Source organism: Pusillimonas sp. (assembly GCF_029263785.1).
Classification (GTDB): Bacteria; Pseudomonadota; Gammaproteobacteria; order Burkholderiales; family Burkholderiaceae_B; genus Pusillimonas.
Genome location: NZ_JAJUFE010000004.1, coordinates 73,975 through 91,687, shown reverse-complemented (window position 1 = coordinate 91,687; position 17,713 = coordinate 73,975). Strand labels below are relative to the sequence as shown.

General features: G+C 58.8%; 16 protein-coding genes. 8 read left to right on the top strand and 8 right to left on the bottom strand.

Translation table 11 applies throughout. From position 1 onward, the window contains the following. Nucleotides 1-5 precede the first annotated feature (5 nt). Nucleotides 6-707, bottom strand: a complete 702-nt coding sequence (locus tag Q1J88_RS02310) for a response regulator (RefSeq protein ID WP_301115786.1) — start codon at nt 705-707, stop codon at nt 6-8. Nucleotides 708-800: 93 nt separating this feature from the next. Here Q1J88_RS02310 and Q1J88_RS02305 point away from each other — a divergent pair, with 93 nt between their 5' ends. The 6 genes from Q1J88_RS02305 (at nt 801) to Q1J88_RS02280 (ending at nt 9,779) form a co-directional block, all read left to right on the top strand. Then, nucleotides 801-2,582: a ClcB-like voltage-gated chloride channel protein gene (locus Q1J88_RS02305; RefSeq protein ID WP_301115785.1), complete on the top strand. Its 1,782-nt coding sequence runs from the start codon at nt 801-803 to the stop codon at nt 2,580-2,582. Between the two features lie 91 nt (nt 2,583-2,673). After that, entirely contained in the window at nt 2,674-3,753 is a 1,080-nt protein-coding gene (locus Q1J88_RS02300) for a hypothetical protein (RefSeq protein WP_301115784.1), read from the top strand. Nucleotides 3,754-3,870: 117 nt separating this feature from the next. Beyond that, on the top strand, nt 3,871-5,700 hold the full coding sequence (recQ, locus tag Q1J88_RS02295) for a DNA helicase RecQ (protein ID WP_301115783.1): 1,830 nt from the start codon (nt 3,871-3,873) through the stop codon (nt 5,698-5,700). A gap of 85 nt (nt 5,701-5,785) precedes the next feature. After that, nucleotides 5,786-7,387 (top strand): NAD(P)/FAD-dependent oxidoreductase, encoded by a 1,602-nt coding sequence (locus Q1J88_RS02290; protein WP_301115782.1) that lies wholly within the window; start codon nt 5,786-5,788, stop codon nt 7,385-7,387. Between the two features lie 20 nt (nt 7,388-7,407). Beyond that, entirely contained in the window at nt 7,408-8,160 is a 753-nt protein-coding gene (locus Q1J88_RS02285) for a glucose 1-dehydrogenase (protein WP_301115781.1), read from the top strand. A 446-nt stretch (nt 8,161-8,606) separates the two neighbouring features. After that, nucleotides 8,607-9,779: an ABC transporter substrate-binding protein gene (locus Q1J88_RS02280; RefSeq protein WP_301115780.1), complete on the top strand. Its 1,173-nt coding sequence runs from the start codon at nt 8,607-8,609 to the stop codon at nt 9,777-9,779. 75 nt (nt 9,780-9,854) lie between these two features. Here the strand turns inward: Q1J88_RS02280 and ruvB are convergent, their stop codons facing one another. The 7 genes from ruvB to Q1J88_RS02245 all read right to left on the bottom strand — a co-directional run bounded on the left by ruvB (nt 9,855) and on the right by Q1J88_RS02245 (nt 16,293). Beyond that, entirely contained in the window at nt 9,855-10,928 is a 1,074-nt protein-coding gene (gene ruvB / locus Q1J88_RS02275; protein ID WP_301115779.1) for a Holliday junction branch migration DNA helicase RuvB, read from the bottom strand. An 85-nt stretch (nt 10,929-11,013) separates the two neighbouring features. Beyond that, the gene (gene ruvA / locus Q1J88_RS02270) at nt 11,014-11,586 is read right to left on the bottom strand and encodes a Holliday junction branch migration protein RuvA (RefSeq protein ID WP_301115778.1); all 573 of its coding nucleotides are present in this window, start codon (nt 11,584-11,586) and stop codon (nt 11,014-11,016) included. A gap of 50 nt (nt 11,587-11,636) precedes the next feature. Next, nucleotides 11,637-12,179 carry a crossover junction endodeoxyribonuclease RuvC gene (gene ruvC / locus Q1J88_RS02265; protein WP_301115777.1) on the bottom strand — a complete coding sequence of 181 codons (543 nt, stop codon included), beginning with the start codon at nt 12,177-12,179 and terminating at the stop codon, nt 11,637-11,639. Between the two features lie 13 nt (nt 12,180-12,192). Next, on the bottom strand, nt 12,193-13,788 hold the full coding sequence (purH, locus tag Q1J88_RS02260; protein ID WP_301115776.1) for a bifunctional phosphoribosylaminoimidazolecarboxamide formyltransferase/IMP cyclohydrolase: 1,596 nt from the start codon (nt 13,786-13,788) through the stop codon (nt 12,193-12,195). 28 nt (nt 13,789-13,816) lie between these two features. Further along, nucleotides 13,817-14,056, bottom strand: a complete 240-nt coding sequence (locus tag Q1J88_RS02255; RefSeq protein ID WP_301115775.1) for a helix-turn-helix domain-containing protein — start codon at nt 14,054-14,056, stop codon at nt 13,817-13,819. Between the two features lie 28 nt (nt 14,057-14,084). Continuing rightward, nucleotides 14,085-15,101 (bottom strand): tRNA dihydrouridine synthase DusB, encoded by a 1,017-nt coding sequence (gene dusB, locus Q1J88_RS02250; RefSeq protein WP_301115774.1) that lies wholly within the window; start codon nt 15,099-15,101, stop codon nt 14,085-14,087. Between the two features lie 43 nt (nt 15,102-15,144). Beyond that, entirely contained in the window at nt 15,145-16,293 is a 1,149-nt protein-coding gene (locus Q1J88_RS02245) for an FAD-dependent monooxygenase (RefSeq protein WP_301115773.1), read from the bottom strand. Nucleotides 16,294-16,370: 77 nt separating this feature from the next. On the opposite strand from Q1J88_RS02245, the gene Q1J88_RS02240 reads away from it, so the two are divergent. Together Q1J88_RS02240 and Q1J88_RS02235 are read left to right on the top strand one after the other, a co-directional pair. Then, nucleotides 16,371-16,829 carry an NINE protein gene (locus tag Q1J88_RS02240; RefSeq protein WP_301115772.1) on the top strand — a complete coding sequence of 153 codons (459 nt, stop codon included), beginning with the start codon at nt 16,371-16,373 and terminating at the stop codon, nt 16,827-16,829. Nucleotides 16,830-17,263: 434 nt separating this feature from the next. Beyond that, nucleotides 17,264-17,599, top strand: coding sequence for a hypothetical protein (locus Q1J88_RS02235; RefSeq protein WP_301115771.1), 336 nt, complete (start codon nt 17,264-17,266; stop codon nt 17,597-17,599). Nucleotides 17,600-17,713: the final 114 nt, after the last annotated feature.

Below are 17,713 nucleotides of genomic sequence, written 5' to 3'. Positions count from 1 at the left end.
GCGGTTCAAGGCGAAAAGCGATAGCCCACACCCCAGACGGTCTGGATCCAGCGCGGCTGCTTGGGATCGTCTTCGATGGCGCGGCGCAGTCGCAGGATGGCAATGTCTATGGCACGATCGTTTCGTTCGCCTTCCTCGTCATCTCGAGCCAGAGCCAGGAGGCGGTCTCGGGAGAGCGGTTTGCCGGGATTCGAAACAAGCGCTTCGAGCAGGTTGACTTCGCCTCCGGTGAGCTTGATGGGTACCTGATCGCGTAAAAGCTGGCGAGTGGCCGGGTCGAAGACGAAAGGGCCAAACTCTACCGGCTTGCCCTTGATGAACGCCGACGCGCCTTTTTTACGGCGCAACACGGCCTCGATGCGCGCGAGCAGTTCGCGAGGGTCGAAGGGTTTGCCCAGATAATCATCGGCGCCTGCTTCGAGTCCGATGACCCGGTCGACGGTTTCGTCGCGACCGGTCAGCAAAATGACGGGAATGTCTTCGCCCTGTTGCCGCAGGCGGCGACAGGCCTCAGCGCCGTCGCCGTCGGGCATCATGCGATCAAGCACGATGAGGTCTGGACTATAGCGTTCGATACGGCTTTCGAGGTCGGAGCCGTCGGGCGCAAGCAAGGTATCATAGCCGTGGCGGTTGAGGTAATCGGCCAGCAGTTGTCGCAAGGCCGGATCATCGTCCACCACCAGCACTTTAGTAAGTGTTTTTTCCATGGTGTCGCCAGTTTGCCTATTCACTGAATGGCTGGCAACCCTTCGAAACTGATTGAAATAACACTGTTCGTCCGCCCCGATTCGATAGCGCAAATGAGCCCTGCCAAAACTGATTCAGCGTTCAGTCGCCTCAAGAGCCACGAGTGGTTATCGGATCTGCCCGCCATGCTTTTCTGGGCTGCGTTGGCGGGTGTGCTGGCAGCCCTGGCCACCCTGGGTTTCTACCGGGCCATGTATTACCTGCTTTCACTGGCCGGCGGACACACCGGTTCCATCGTTCAAACGGTGGAAGGCCTGCCGTGGTACGGTCGCCTGCTGCTTCCGGCCGCGGGTGGTCTGGTGGCCGGCTGTCTTCTGTATTGGGCGGACAAGCGTGGCTCGCGCACCAGCTCAGATTACATGGAGGCAGTGGCCATCGGAAACGGCCGCTTGTCCATCAGCCAGGGCCTGCTTCGCTCGGCATCCTCTTTGTTCACAGTCGTTTCGGGCGGGTCAATCGGCCGGGAGGGCGCCATGGTGCACCTTGGTGCGATGGGAGCCTCGATCGTGGGCCGGGTGGTTCGAATGGACACCTCCAGACTGCGGCTGCTGGTTGCCTGTGGCGCTGCCGGCGGTGTTTCTGCAGCCTATGGTGCGCCGGTGGCAGGAACCCTGTTCGTCGCCGAGATTGTTTTGGGTGCCATGGCGATACAAAGCGTTGGCCCGCTGTTGATTTCGGCAGCCTTTGCCAATCTGACCATGCGGGCCGTGGGTCATTACCACGTTGTCTATCCGATCGAAGGCCTGACACAGATAGCTGCGGCTCAAATGGTGCCATTTGTCGTGCTGGGTCTGTTGGCAGGTGTTCTGGCTCCCCAGTTCCTTCGGATTCTGGGCCTGGCGCGCGCCATGTTTCAGCGAACCGAACTGCCCCTGCCAGTGCGGTTGGGCATTGGGGGCCTGCTGGTCGGGCTGTTGCTTATTTCTTATCCTGAAGTTGCCGGCAACGGCTTCAGTGTCGTGACCTCGATGCTTCATCACGACTGGACCTGGCAGGCCCTGCTTGCAATTTTGCTGCTCAAGGTGGTGGCCACTGCGTTTACCGTGGGTTCGGGTGCCGTGGGGGGCGTTTTCACCCCCGCTCTTTTGGTGGGTGCCGCGTTTGGAGCCTGCTTTGGAAAGCTGGTGCTTGCCTTGTGGCCCGATGCCGATATTTCACAATATCTGTTCATTCTGGTGGGCATGGGCGCTTTTTTGGGTGCCGCAACCGGTGCGCCCCTCATGGCCATTGTCATGATGTTCGAAATGACTGTCAGCTATCAGCTGGTCTTGCCCTTGATGGTGGCGTGTGTTCTGGCATATTTTGTTTCCAGAGCGGTTGCCCAGGTGGCCATGTACGATGTTACGCTGACCCGTGAGAAAGACCTGCTGCTCAGGCAAAGCCTGCGCCATTTGCGTTTGGGCGAATTGGTCAGGCCGGCCGATACAGTGGTGTCTGTCGATACTCCCGTCAAGGAAGCCTTGCAGATGTTCATGGAGTATCCCGTCAGGTACTTGTATGTGGTTGATGAGGGCAATGTTTACCAGGGGATCGTGGCACAGCGTGACCTGACCAGCATGTTGATGACACAGACTGACCTGCAGTCCCGGGTGGCGGGTGACGTCGTTCGTTTTGACTTTATCAAGACCTTGCATCCAGATATGAGTCTGGACGAGGCACAGGACATTTTTGTTCAGTTTCAGGGTGAGCGCCTGCCTGTCGTCAGCCGGGACGAGCAGCCTCGCTTGCTGGGTGTCGTATACAAGTCAGCATTACTCGAAAAATATTCGGCGCTGAAGCGATCACTGGATTCGAGTACCGACGTGCTGGCCGAGGTGACTCACCGTCGCCGATAGAGGCGACAGCCCGGGCTGGGTCTGACCGCAAAGGGTGAGTACGCGTGTGAAGTGCAGTGGCAACAGAAAGCTAATCGCTTTGGGGACCAGCGTGTTTGCAGGTGCCTGGCTGACATCTGCCTTGGCTGCGGATTTTCGTGACCTGGCCCCGGTTCGCGTGTATCCGGTCGAGCTCGTCGATAGCGCTGCACCCGAACCATTGCCGCCCCTGCCACCCAATCCCGAACAAGGCCTCAATGCAGGCTCGGGCTTGCGCGCGTCGTTGTTTGCTCCGGGCCCCGATGAATCCCGACAAGATATCGATTGGTCCTACAGTCACGATCTCAAACCTTATCGGGGCTATGGTATTGCCGGCCAGGGCCGTGCCCAGGCGCCCTTGACGGTGTCTTCGTTAACCTCATCCGACTCGTGGGAGCTTGGTGCCGAAAACTGGCGTTACAAGGCGGGAGACGGGTCGGATCTTACTTTAGGAAGCTATGCTCCCCGTGGGTTTGTGTGGGGAGGCGGTGCGCGCCTGGGTGGTATTGCACTGACGCGGTCGCTGTCCGACAGTGCCGTGCCGGAGAATTCCTGGGAGTATGGTCTGGCCGTGGGGGCGCTTAACTACACCGATGCGGGGGCCTCTTCAGGGGCGTTGACTTACGGCGCCGGAGCCAGCGACGCCGTAGTTCGCTATGGCGTGGATTCCGACCTGACTCTCGAATCCCAGGTGCAATGGGCGCCGGATATGGTAACGGCGGGCATAGGTGGTTTGTACACGACGTCGTGGGGGGCGTGGCGCGCCGGTGTGGCAAAAGCTACTCACGATTTGCACCAGGGCTGGCGTTATCGTGTAGGGTACGATGTCAGTGTGCTCGACGACATCAAATTGTCGTGGCTGCGAGAGCAGCGCAGCGGTGGATTTTCCGATCTAAGCAGTTATACGGGCTTCAGGGCCGATTCCGGTCGCCGGCGAAATCTCGTCTCGACCAGTATCCCGCTGGGTCGCTGGGGTACCGTCAGCGGAAGCTACGAGCACATTACGTCGCGTGCTTCGCCTATCAAACAGCAGTTCGTGGTGGGGCAGCAGTTCTGGTACAGCCCGAATTTGCGGGTGTCGTTGAGCGCCAGGCGCGAACACCTCAGTGGTGACTATGGTCTTGGCCTGCAGCTTTCCGTGCCTCTTCGTTAGCCGGCAGGGCGGCCAGGTTTCAACGGGCTAAAATGCCTGCTCGACCCGCGCGCCGGTCCGTCCGGTTCACTCTTTGTTCATCAGCTTCCTGATCCTGAAACATCGTCATCCCATCGCATGTCCTCTCTTATTTCCGGTTCCCTGGATGTTCTTCAGCAAGTTTTCGGCTATGACTCGTTCCGGGGGGATCAACAGGCGATTATCGAGCATGTTCAAGAAGGTGGCGATGCGTTGGTATTGATGCCCACCGGGGGCGGCAAGTCGCTGTGTTACCAGATACCGGCGTTGCTGCGTCCCGGTGTGGGCGTCGTGATTTCCCCCCTGATCGCACTGATGCAGAACCAGGTTGACGCCTTGATCGAGCTTGGCGTAAAAGCTGCATTCTTGAACTCCACCCAGGACTGGCGCGAGGCTCGCGAGGTGGAACAAGCGTTTCTGGCGGGCGAGCTGGACCTTCTGTATGTGGCGCCCGAGCGCTTGTTGACGGATCGCTGTCTGGACATGTTGTCGCAAGGCCGGGTCGCCTTGTTCGCCATCGACGAGGCGCACTGCGTCTCGCAATGGGGACACGATTTTCGGCCCGAATACCTGCAACTGTCGATATTGGCAGACCGTTGGCCGGACGTCCCCCGCATTGCACTGACCGCCACGGCCACCAGCGAAACGCGTCGCGAGATTGCCCAACGTCTGCAACTGACCGAAGCGCGGCATTTCGTTTCGAGCTTTGACCGACCCAATATTCGCTACCGCATCGTTGAGAAAAACGAGGTCCGTCGGCAGTTGCTTGATTTCATTCAGTCAGAGCACCCGGGCGACTGTGGCATTGTCTATTGCCTGTCGCGTGCCCGTGTCGAGGAAACTGCTGCGTTCCTGTGCAAGAGCGGTATCGAGGCGCTGCCTTATCACGCCGGTCTGAGTGCAACGGTGCGTGCCGAGAACCAGTCACGTTTTTTACGTGAAGATGGAATCGTAATGGTTGCCACAATTGCCTTCGGCATGGGGATCGACAAGCCGGACGTGCGTTTCGTCGCCCACATTGATCTGCCGAAGTCTGTCGAGGGCTACTATCAGGAAACTGGCCGGGCAGGCCGCGACGGCCAGCCGGCGACCGCCTGGCTGGCTTATGGACTGCAGGACGTCGTTCAGCAACGACGCATGATCGACGACTCCCCCGGAGAAGATGTGTTCCGTCGGCGTCTGGGCGCCCAACTCGATGCCATGCTTGGTCTTTGCGAAACCGTTTCCTGCCGGCGACAACGGCTGCTGGCGTACTTTGATCAGCAGATCGAACCTTGCGGAAACTGCGATACCTGTCTTGAACCGCCGGAGGCGTGGGACGGAACGGTTGCGGCCCAGAAAATCATGTCGGCGGTATATCGGCTTTGGCGTGAACGGGGACAACGTTTTGGGGCGGGACACCTGATTGATATCCTGCGTGGCAAACAGACCGAACGGGTTCAGCAGTACGATCACCAGAGCCTGTCCGTATTTGGCGTAGGTGCCGACTTGTCGGAGCAGGCGTGGCGGGGAGTGTTGCGACAATTGCTGGCCCAGAGCCTGCTGTCCGTCGATCACGAAGGATACGGAACCCTGGCCCTGACGGATGGAAGCAGGGCGGTGCTAAAAGGTGAGAAAACGCTGATGTTCCGGCGCGAGTCGGAAAAGAAGCGTGCGGCCCGTGCCAAGACCGGTTCCAGCCGCAGCAAGCCGGAGATCGTGCTTCCACCCGAGGCGCAGCGTCGCTTTGAAGCGCTGCGCGCGTGGCGCGCAGAGGTGGCACGAAGTCATGGCGTACCTGCCTACGTCATATTTCATGACGCCACCCTGCGCGAAGTTGCCTTAAACTGCCCACAGACCCTGGAGGAGCTGGGGCGGATCAGTGGTGTGGGATCGCGCAAACGCGAGGCATATGGCGACGAGCTGCTTCGCTGTGTAAGGGCCGTCTGACGCGTTCGCACAGCGGGAATTCGCCAGGTTTTACCGGGTCTGTTGCATTGGTGATGGGATCAACAATACCGACACAGGGGGAGACATGGCTTTTGATGCGATTGTCATTGGTGCGGGGCATCACGGTCTGATACTGGCAACCTATATGGCGAAAGCCGGCCTGAAGACGCTGCTTACCGAACGACGTCTGACATACGGCGGTGGTCTCAGTACCGAAGAAGTGACACTGCCCGGCTTCTATCACAACCTTCATTCCATCAACCACTTCCATATCGAGCATACGCCTTGGTACCGCGACCTGCAGCTTGGCGAGAAAGTGCCGTACATCACACCGCGCTATGAATTCGGGCAGGCGCATCGCGACGGCTCTGCCCTGGTATTTGGGCGCGACCTGGAAGAGACGGTCGCCAATATCGCCCGCTTTTCCAGGAAAGATGCCGAGACTTTCCGGGAATGGAATATCAAGGCCGAAAAAATCACGACTGATGTGTTTCTTCCAGAGCGCTACGCCGAACCCTTGCCGGCCGAAGAGCGAGCCCAGTTGCTGGGTCGGCACCCCCTGGGAAGGGAGTTTCTGGATATCTGCAATCGACAGCCTCTCGAAGTGGTCGAAGAGCTTTTTGAAAACGAACACGTTCGCTTGCTATTTCTTTTCAAGGTGTCCCTGTTCGGCACCTGGCTGACAGATACCCTGAACAAGACGTCTCCGATGGGTTCGGTGATTCGCGCGTTTGATCTCACGACCGGGTATCAATTGTGTAAAGGTGGAAGCTTCAACCTGGCGCGGGGCCTCATGGAACGGTACATCGAGGCAGGCGGCACCTATTGGAATCAGTGCGAGATCGAGCGCATAGTCATTGAAAACGGCCGGGCGACAGGCATCGAATGTGCCGATGGTCGAACCGCAAAGGCCTCCAGTTTCGTGGCGTCTACGGTTGATGTCCACCAGACTTTCGAGAACTTTATCGGACGAGACCAGCTTCCTGAAGGCTTGCGGCGCAAGCTGGACGACTTCAAATATACGACCTGGTCCCTGTTTGGCCTGCACCTGGCGCTCAAGGAGATGCCGCGTTTTGTGGCGGAAAGCTTCGACCCCAATATACGTCTGACCCAGAAGTGGAGCATCGGTGCCGACACCATGGACGAACTCAATTCGGCGCACGAGGACGTAAAGAAGAACAAGGTACCTGAAATCATCCAGTTTGGCTCCGGACCGCTTAGCGTGCTCGATCCTTCGCTGGCGCCCAAAGGCAAGCACGTAACCTATGCATGGCACGTCATGCCGCACAGTCCCGATCTGGACGGGCAGAGCTTCGAGGAATTCAAGGCCGAGTTCGCACAAAAGATGATCGACCGATGGTCCCAGTACTGCCCCAATATGACTCGCGACAACATACTTGGTATGTATGTGTACACCTCGCAGGAATACGTGCATCACTTGCCCAACATGCGTAACGGCGACATTTTCATGGGTGCGTTGTCGGCCGATCAGGTCATGGACCGTCATTTCGGCTATCGTACGCCCATACAAGGCTTGTATATGGCGGGTTCCGCAACCCATCCAGGGGGCGCCATATCCGGAGGAGCGGGATATATCGTTGCCGGGCTGATCGCCGACGAACTTGGAATCAGGAAGTGGTGGAAAACCGAAGACCTGCGGGCGCGGCTTGCATCGCTGCGGAACTGAACATGCAATCGGATACCACTATGCTGCACGGAAAGACTGTACTGATTACTGGCGGAGGCCAGGGCATAGGCAAGACGCTGGTGGAAGCGTTTGCACAAGCGGGGGCCCGCGTCATTGCTGCCGATATACAAGGACCTGTCGTCACGTCCATGGCCAGGCAGTTGTCTGATCAGGGGCTGCAAGTGACGGGTGCCGCGCTCGACGTTACTGACGAAGCGCAGGTCGCAGAGCTTGCGCGATCGCTCTGGAATTCAAAGGGCGGGGTCGACGTGCTGATCAATAATGCGGCCTTGTTTTCCACGCTCAAGATGCAGCCGTTTCACGAAATCGAGCTGGACGTCTGGGAGCGCGTGCTCAAGGTGAATCTGACCGGTCCGTTCTTATGCGCAAAGCACTTCGCGCCGATCATGTGCAAAAAGGGGGGCGGGCGAATCATTAACGTGGCCTCGGGAGCCGTTACACTGGGACGGCCCAATTACCTGCACTACATCGCGTCCAAGGCGGGACTGGAAGGGATGACGCGTTCCATGGCGCGAGAGCTCGGGCCTCACGGAGTGACAGTCAACGCGGTCTTGCCGGGCTCGGTGGATACGGGGATTGCGCGGGAAACCGTTACACCCGAATCCAAAGCCAGAATCGTGGCGATGCAGTGCATACCGCGTGGACAGCGACCCGAGGATCTTGTCGGGATAATGTTGTTCCTGGCTTCGGATTCATCCAGTTTCATTACCGGTCAGTCCATCACGGTAGATGGCGGCGCAACCCATTCCTGACGCGCAGTGCCAAGGGTTGATCTTGTACCGGTCTGTAGCCGTTACCACAGATCAGTGACGCATCTGCAAAAAGGAACCTTTGCACCATGGACGCGTTAATGACCTATCATCATGAGCAGGACTCTTCGCTTCGCAAAATGGCTATCGATGGTCGGCCCTGGGGCCTAGCTGCAGTACAGGGCTCAGGTGCAGAGCGTGCCACAGGATTGGTTTGGCGCGCACTGTAATTGATTTGGATGCGGCTGGTGTTCGGGTCGCCTGCGACGAAGTGCTGGATAAACGTCAATTAAGTTGTTGGAGCATACACGCCTTAAGAATGTAAATATCAAGCTGGTTTGGAAGTGGGGCGTGGTTGGTAGAAGTGTGGGTAAACCCGGCATACAGCGGTGGTTTTCTGCAAGAAGTCAGTCCGTGTGCATGCCGCCTTATAAAAACAGGAGACATCTATGCAACACTTCAGTAAGTTGGGAGCCGCCTTGGCTTTGGCGACAGCGGCGGCGATGGTTCATGCTCAAGAGCCGGTTGATATCGGCTTCATCACCACCTTGTCCACGCCTGCCGGATACATTGGCGAGGATGAACGCGACGGATTCAGTCTGGCGGTCAAGCAGGAAGGGGGCAAACTTGGCGGTGTGCCGGTTCGCCTGATTATCGAAGATGACGGACTAAAGCCTGCCACGGGCAAGCAGTCGGCCGAGAAGATGCTGCAAGACGGGGTACGTCTGTTTACGGGCGTCAATTTTTCGAACGTATTGATTGCGGTCGTGCCGGCAGTCCTTAAAGAAGACGGCTTTTACGTCAGCCTGAATGCCGGGCCTTCAAACTTTGCCGGCAAGGCCTGTCATCCCAACTTTTTCTCCGTGGCCATGCAGAACGATGCTTTCGGAGACGCCGCAGCGTTGGCAGCCAATAATATGGACGTAAAAAAGGTCGTGATCCTTGCGCCGGCCTATCAGGCAGGTCGCGACGCTCTCACCGCCTTCAAGCGTTCGTACAAAGGTGAAATTCTTGCCGAAATCTACACCAAGCTGGATCAGTCTGATTTCTCGGTAGAGCTGGCCCGAATCCGGTCATTGGAACCGGACGCAATTTTTGAGTTCATGCCGGGCGGCGCAGGCATCAACTTTGCCAAACAGCTGCATAACTCGGGGCTTAAAAAGAATATCAAGATGGTCACAACGCTGTACTCGATGGATGACCGCATGCTGGCTGCCACGGGGGACGCAGGCGAAGGGTTTTATCTGAGTACCCAGTGGACTGCCCAACAGGACAATGAGGCAAGTCGCGCGTTTGTCAAGGCCTTCGAGCAGGAATACGGCAGGCGTCCCACCGTGTACGCGGCGACGTCATACGACACGGCTCGCCTGATTGCATCGGCACTCAAGGCCGTCAATGGCGACATCAAGGGGAAACCCGACGCGTTCCGGGAGGCGCTGCGCAAGGCTGATTTTGAAAGCGTGCGGGGCAAGTTCAAGTTTGCACCCAACCAATACCCCATCCAGGACTGGTATCTGGTCAAGGTTGAGCCTGACGCAGCGGGCAAGCTCGACTATGCGCCGGTCGGAAAAATCGTAGAAGACCTGACCGACCCATACCAGACGGAGTGCGAGATGAGCTGAAGCCTGTAAATGTAGTTAGCGGCAGCTGCGGCCCGATGTTGAGTCGGGCCGCTTGCCTGTGGTCTGGCCGAATGCTCAGTCAAAGAGATCGGGGGTGCCCGGGTTTTTGGTTGAAGCTGGAATCGTCAGACCCAGATGCCGCCACGTTGTCTGTGTTGCCATACGTCCGCGCGGCGTGCGCTGCAGATAACCGTGCTGAATCAGGTAAGGTTCGATGACGTCCTCGATCGTATCGCGCTCTTCCCCGATCGCCGCCGCGAGGCTGTCGACGCCGACCGGACCGCCGTCAAACTTGTGCACGATGGCCTCCAGCAGTTTTCTGTCCATGACATCCAGCCCTTGCGGATCGACCTCAAGCATGGCCAGTGCGGCGCTTGCCGTGGTGGCGTCGATTCGACCGTCGGCCTTGACCTCGGCATAATCGCGAACCCGGCGTAACAGGCGGTTGGCGATCCGTGGCGTGCCACGCGAGCGACGGGCAATTTCCTGCGCTCCGTCCGGGCTGATGCTGACGTTGAGCAAATGAGCGCTGCGGGTGACGATGCGCGCCAGTTCATCCGTTGTATAGAACTCCAAACGGGACACAATGCCGAAGCGGTCGCGCAGAGGATTCGTAAGCATCCCGGCACGGGTGGTGGCGCCGACCAGGGTAAAGGGCTGCAGGTCGAGCTTGACGCTGCGTGCGGCCGGGCCTTCGCCGATCAGGATATCGATCTGGAAATCTTCAAGCGCTGGGTAAAGGATTTCTTCCACTACGGGCGACAGGCGATGAATCTCGTCGATGAACAGAACATCATTTCGTTCCAGGTTGGTGAGCAGGGCAGCCAGATCACCCGGACGCTCCAGCACGGGTCCGGACGTTTGGCGCAACTGCACGCCCATTTCGTGAGCCACGATATGCGCCAGTGTGGTCTTGCCCAAACCCGGAGGTCCAAACAACAGCACATGATCCAGCGATTCGTTTCGTTTTTTTGACGCTGCGATAAAGATCTCGAGCTGTTCGCGGACGCGTTGCTGCCCAACGTATTCCTGCAGCAGCTTTGGCCGCAGGGCGCGCTCAATGGATTCTTCATTGGGCGAAGCGCTGCGTGGCGTGACGACGCGCTCTAAAGGGGCGTCGCTGGAAAGCGAGTCAGAATGAATGGCCATGAGCTTGAAGAATGTTTAGCAATGTCAAAGGCAATCGTACACCAGCCTGTATGGCCGGAAGCCTGAGGCGCGCCTTGTGCGCATATCAGCGCGACAATGATTTCAATGCGAGCCTGATGCCTTCCGCCACGTCTACATCGTCGGGCAGCGACTTGAGCGCGGCCTGCGACTCACTGCTTGAATAACCAAGTGATAACAGTGCGTTCAGTATGTCATCGCGTCCAGACGAAGGACGGGACACATCGGACTCGAGGTCAGCGCCCAGCTTGCCGCGCAGCTCCAGCAGCAGGCGTTCGGCGGTTTTTTTGCCGATGCCTGGCACCCGGGTGAGCAGGCCGGTTTCCTGTCGTGTGATGGCGTTGGCCAGATCCTGCACCGACATGCCCGACAGCACCGCCAACGCCGTTCGCGCACCGATGCCGGTAACCTTGATCAAAGAGCGAAAGGCGGAACGTTCCTGAGCGGTCAGAAAACCATACAGCGTGTGCGCGTCTTCGCGTACGGCCAAGTGTGTGTATAGCGTTACTCGCGCCCCGGTTTCGGGCATGTCGTAAAGTGTGCTCATGGGAACGTCGATTTCATACCCGAGGCCGCCGACATCTATACACACTGTGGGAGGGGTTTTTTCCAGCAACGTGCCGGTGATGCGTCCTATCATTGATACATCCTTGCAGAGCCGCCTGGCGGCGGCCAACTGTTGATTGCTTGTCAGGTAAGCCTGCCTGCACGCAGTCGCAGTCCTCGCCTGCCGGGAGTGACCGTAGTCTGTGCCAGCCGGTCAGCCAGCGGGCCGATGTGGGCGTGACAGATTGCGCAGGCCAGCGCGTCCGCAGAGTCAGGTGATGGTACACCGTTCAGCCGCAACAGGTGCTGCACCATGACCTGGACTTGTTCCTTGGCAGCGTGACCGTTGCCGACAACCGATTTTTTTATTTGCAGAGCCGTATATTCGTGTACCAGAAGGCCGTGGTCGGCCAGCGCACATAAGGCGGCACCGCGAGCCTGGCCCAGCAGGAGGGTGGAGGTGGGGTTCGTATTGACGAACACCTTCTCAAGCGCCGAGACGGTGGGGGCCGTGTCGCGAATGACTTCGCGGATGTTGTCCAGGATCACTTTAAGGCGTTGTGCCAGCGGCTCGTCCTTGGGGACGATGATGGTGCCGCTGGCTACGTAGTTCAGTTGCGAGCCCAGCACATCGATGACTCCGAAACCAGTACGTCGCAGACCGGGGTCGATGCCAAGGATGCGCATGGCTTGGGACGGCCTAATGGCGGAAATGCCGCAGGCCGGTAAGAACCATGGCGATGCCGCGTTCGTCGGCGGCAGCGATCACTTCGTCGTCACGGACACTGCCTCCGGGCTGAATGACACATGTCGCCCCGGCGTCAGCCACTACGTCGAGGCCGTCGCGGAAAGGAAAGAAGGCATCGGATGCCACAGCCGATCCGGCAAGGCTGAGGCCGGCATTCTGCGCCTTGATCGATGCAATGCGCGCTGAGTCGATGCGGCTCATTTGTCCGGCCCCTACACCTACTGTCATGCCCTGCGATGCGAACACGATGGCGTTGGATTTGACATATTTGGCGACGTGCCAGGCGAACAGCAGATCTTGCATCTGTTGATCGGTGGGTGCTTTTTTCGTGACGACCTTCAGGCCGTCGGCAGTGAGGTGATGGTTGTCCGGAGTTTGCACCAGCCATCCTCCGCCAACCCGCTTGACGTCGAATGTGTTGCTTGCCGTGCCGGGCGGGATCTGAAGGACCCGCACATTCTTTTTGGCGGCAAATACTTCGAGTGCCTCAGCGTCGTAAGCAGGGGCCAGCAGTACCTCTACAAACTGTTGCGAAGTGATGGCTTGTGCCGTGGCCACGTCTACGGGGCGGTTGAAGGCAATGATGCCGCCAAAGGCGGAGGTGGAATCGGTTTTGTACGCCTTTTGATACGCCTGTTCGGGTGTATCGGCAACCGCAACTCCGCACGGGTTGGCATGCTTGACAATGACGCAGCCGCAGTCCGGCAAGTTGCGCACACATTCCCAGGCGGCGTCTGCATCGGCAATATTGTTGTACGAGAGTTCTTTGCCCTGTAGCTGACGCATGCTGCCCAACAGGCCCGCGCCAACGGGTTCGTCCACATAAAAGGCCGCCGACTGATGAGGATTCTCTCCGTAGCGCAATGATTGCTCCTGGCGCACTTGCAAGGTAAGCACACGAGGCCATTCCTGGCGCGCGGGGCTGGCTTGCTGGGCGGGCTCAGCCTCGGTCAGGCTGCTCAGGTAGGCCGCGATTGCGCCGTCGTAGGCGGCAGTATGTGCGTAGACCTTCGCAGCCAATTCGAGCCGCAGCGCGTACGATGGCTGGCTGGCAGGTCCGTCGATGTCGGCCAGAACCCGTGGGTAATCGAGGGGGTCGATCACGACTGTAACGCCGCCTTCAGCGGTGCCATGGTTCTTAGCTGCAGCACGAAGCATGGCCGGACCGCCGATATCGATGTTTTCGACAGCATCGGCGAAGCTGCAATCAGGCCTGGCGATGGTTTCGCGGAAGGGATACAGGTTCACAACCAGCAAGTCGATACGGTCGATGCCGTGTTCTTCGATCGTCTTCAGGTGCTCGGCGTTGTCCCGACGCGCCAGAAGGCCGCCATGAATCTTTGGGTGCAGGGTCTTGACCCGGCCATCCAGAATCTCGGGAGACCCGGTATGCTGGGCCACTTCGGTGACCGCCAGGCCGGATTGAGCCAGCAACTTGGCCGTGCCTCCGGTAGAGAGCAGCCTGACGCCTCGTTGGGCGAGTGCTTGGGCGAATTCAACAATGCCGGTCTTATCTGAAACCGAAAGCAGGGCGGTCTGGATCTTCATGCGAAAAATGAGAAAGGAAAGAAAAAAATCAGGGTTGTATGTCGTGCAGCTGCAGCTTCTTTCGCAAAGTGCTGCGGGTGATGCCCAGCATTTCGGCGGCGCGCGACTGGTTGCCGTTGGCTTTTTCGAGAGCCACTTCAAGCACGGGGCGTTCGACACAACGCACGACCATTGCCAGCATGTCGTGGGGTTCTGAATCACCCAGGTCCGAGAAATAGCGCTCAAGGCTTTCGCGCACGCATTGCTCTAAGGGATTATTGACGCTCATAGTAGTTAAAGAATGTTCTTGACGCTGCTTAGGCCGCCAGCGCTGTAGGCCCAATGCTGATCGGCTCGTGGGACGGCTGATTATCAAACCATTGTTCGAGCGCCCGTATCTGATCAGCAGTCTGTTCTGCCTGGTTGATGCAGGTTATCAAAGATTCGGCTTCCGGCATATCGGCGAGATACCAGCCGATGTGCTTGCGGGCCGAGCGGACTCCAGTGTACTGGCCGTAAAAACGGTAGTGGTGTTCGAGGTGCTCGAGCAGACAGTCGCGCAGCTCGCCATACGTGGGCGGCGGAAGATGGTTTCCGGTTTCGAGGAAATGCGCGATCTCGCGGAATATCCAGGGACGCCCCTGTGCTGCCCGGCCGATCATCACGGCATCGGCACCCGTATACTGTAATACGTATTGCGCTTTCTCGGGCGAATCGATGTCACCGTTGGCGATGACCGGTATCTCGAGCGCCTGCTTTACTTCCCGGATGGTGTCGTATTCGGCCCGGCCCTTGTACATGTCGGCACGTGTGCGTCCGTGCAAGGTCAGCGCGGCAATGCCCAGGTCTTGTGCGAGCGTCGCGATTCGCAATGCGTTCTTCGAGGCTGCATCCCAGCCGGTTCGCGTCTTGAGCGTAACGGGCACGTCATGGGGCCGGCATGCCTCGACCACGCTTTTTACGATGTCGGCGACCAGGGGCTCGTTGCGCAGCAATGCCGAGCCCGAGGCCACATTGCAGACCTTCTTGACCGGACACCCCATGTTGATGTCGATAATGTGCGCGCCTTTTCTGATATTGAACAGCGCGGCCTCAGCCATCATGTCAGGGTCGGATCCGGCAATCTGCACTGCGACGGGATCCGATTCGCCTTCATGGTCAAGCCGTCGAGATGACTTGACGCTGTTCCACAGGCGCGGGTTGCTGGCTGCCATTTCGGACACGGCATAACCTGCCCCCAGCCGCTTGCATAATTGGCGGTAGGGGCGATCTGTGACTCCCGCCATGGGAGCCACGAAGACGGGGTTGGGAAGTTGCCAGGGGCCGATGCGCATAGGGCGATTTTACCCTACCGCTTTTCGAGGACGAGCTTTTGAATCAAGTTCGCAGGCCTTCGAGCAGATGGCGGGCCAGGGGCATGCGTAGCGGCCGACAAGCGTCCATGGCCAGCAGACCAAGGCCGCAGGCGTGTTCGACAAGCGGAACGCCGGTAGCGAAAACACGGGGGAGAAAATCGGTAATTGCAGAGGTGAGCCAACGATCTGGACGGCGGTGTCTGGCGAACTCCTGCAAAAGTGGCGCGGGGTCGCTGGCCGGGTCATTCAGCCAGCCGCGGAGCTCGTGTGCAAGTTGCGCAGCATCTCGAAGACCCAGATTCAAGCCTTGACCGGCGACCGGGTGGAGCGTCTGGGCTGCGTTGCCCACTGCTACGGTGCGAGCGTCGAGCAGTAGGGGGCCGGCATTCAGAACCAGGGGAAACACGTGCCTGTCGCTGGCCAGCTGAAGGCGGCCCAGCCTGTCGCCGAATGCCTGCTGTAGCTCGTGGGCAAAGGAAACCTCATCGATCTGTTGCAGGCTCGATGCGCGCTCGGGGCCGCAACACCAGACAAGCGCATAGTGGGGAGCGCCGGAGGGGTGCGGCAACACGGCCAAGGGGCCCTGCCTGGTAAACCGCTCATAAGCCCAGCCCGCACGAGGTCTTTCGACCCGGATCGTGGCCAATACGGCGTGCTGACCGTAAACGCGCCTGACCCCTGTGGGTGGCGACCCGTCCGAGCGCACGCGCAGGCGGCCTTGCACAGGTTGATTGCTGGCGCTGCGCCATTGCTGGTCGGAACCGCCTGGCTCTTGTGCTTTGGCTTCAAGCAGCGAGATGCCGCTTTGTTCAAGCGCCTGTTGCAAGGTCTCTTGCAAACTGGAATAGGCCACCACACTGCCCAGACGCGGAACGCCGAGCTCATTATGCGTGATCAGCGTTCTGCCCAGGCGTCTGTGTTGCGACACGTGCACCGTGGTGATGTCTGCAGATTGACGCGGCCAGGCCCCAAGCGGTTCGAGCAGGGCGCGACTGCCGTGGTTCATTGCCAGGGTTCGCGGATCGGTCCGGGTGTCGGTGTCGCCGGTTCTTTGCTTTTGCAGCAGGGCAATTCGCTCGGGCCGGCGCGCATAACGCGCCAGCATCAGGGCGAGTGCAGAGCCGACAGGGCCGGCTCCGGATATGACGACATCGTATTCTGGAGTTTCCATGGCGAGGGTGGCGTTGACTACAATGCTGGCCGTTAAGGTGATTGCGGGGCGTGCGCCCCAGAGAAACAGAGGTCAATATGGAACAAAACCACGCCGCCCATGCAGAGGGGCGGAATCGGGCCGGTCACCGAAGCAAGATCATTGTAGCCTTGCTGGCAGCGGTGCTGGGGGTATTTGGAGCGCATTGGTGGTATCTGGGTCGCCGTTTTGCCTGGCTGGTGACCTTGCTCGCTGTGCTGTTGCTGATTCTGGCCCAGCTATATCCGGTGTGGTGGGATAGTCCGCCATTTCTGCTGCTGATCATCCCGGTCACGGCGGGCTTCATTGAGTCGCTGGTCTTCGCATTAAAACCGGACGAATGGTTTGACGCACGATACAACCCCGGATCGGGACGTTCGACCCGAACAGGATGGGGGCCGGTGATTATCGCCATAGTATCGACGCTGGTGGGAAGCTCCGTACTGTTGTTTGGCATTGCGCTGATCGTCATGCACGTATATCGGGCGCTGGGCTGGCTCGACGGGTACGTGCTTTAAGCTGCGAAACAAGCGCCGTGGTCCACTGTTTCCTCGAGCCAACAGTTGTGCGAAAAGCTTGTTCGGTTGGCGTGCACACGCTAGAATATTGGACTGTCGAATTTTATGGAGCTAGAAGCGGTGAATTCCGATTCAGGCGATGGCAATAGTCGATTGTGCATGCAGCACTACGACACAGCCACAGACTGAAACCAGGCGCAGATACATGGCACGGTAAGCCCGGCAATATTGCCCGGCTTGAAAATTCGCTTTTAGCCACGTTGTCCACGCCCTGGTGAATCAGTCACTAATCTGGGCGTGGGCGGCAATACATGGCAAAGTCCTTTTGCCATCAAGTCTCCCACATGCAAATCAATCAGGGCAGTCCGCAATATCTGCGGCCTGCTTGTGCCGCGCGGCTGTACGCACGGCACCATGTTTATGGGAGGTCCAACATGCGTCTATTCAACCTCTTCCTGCGTCGCGCTGGTGTGCGTCCTGCTGCCATGCCGGCTCGCAAATCGCTTTCGCGTCTTACCATTCTGTGCCCGCGGTCCGATCTGGCCCGCCTGCGCAAACAGATCTACTCTGATTTTGGTGCTGCCGGACTTTCGGTAGCCGGTATGCAGATCGACCACGGTAAACATTCCGATCTGGCCACCGCCTGTGTAACCGTCAACTGCCCGCCCGAGCTTCGAAGTGTGCTCATGGACCGCGCCCGCCAATTGCGGTCCAACCCGTCGGTCCGTGGCCTTCAGTGGGGCGATCATCGGCATATTGCTTTAAACTAGGGCTGGTTATTCAGGTGGCAGGGTATAGACGCGTACCTTGCCGCCGTCACGTCCGCTACCCTTAGTTGCTATGGCTAAACCGTGGTGCGCGCGCCAAACCGGACGCGCCCGCAA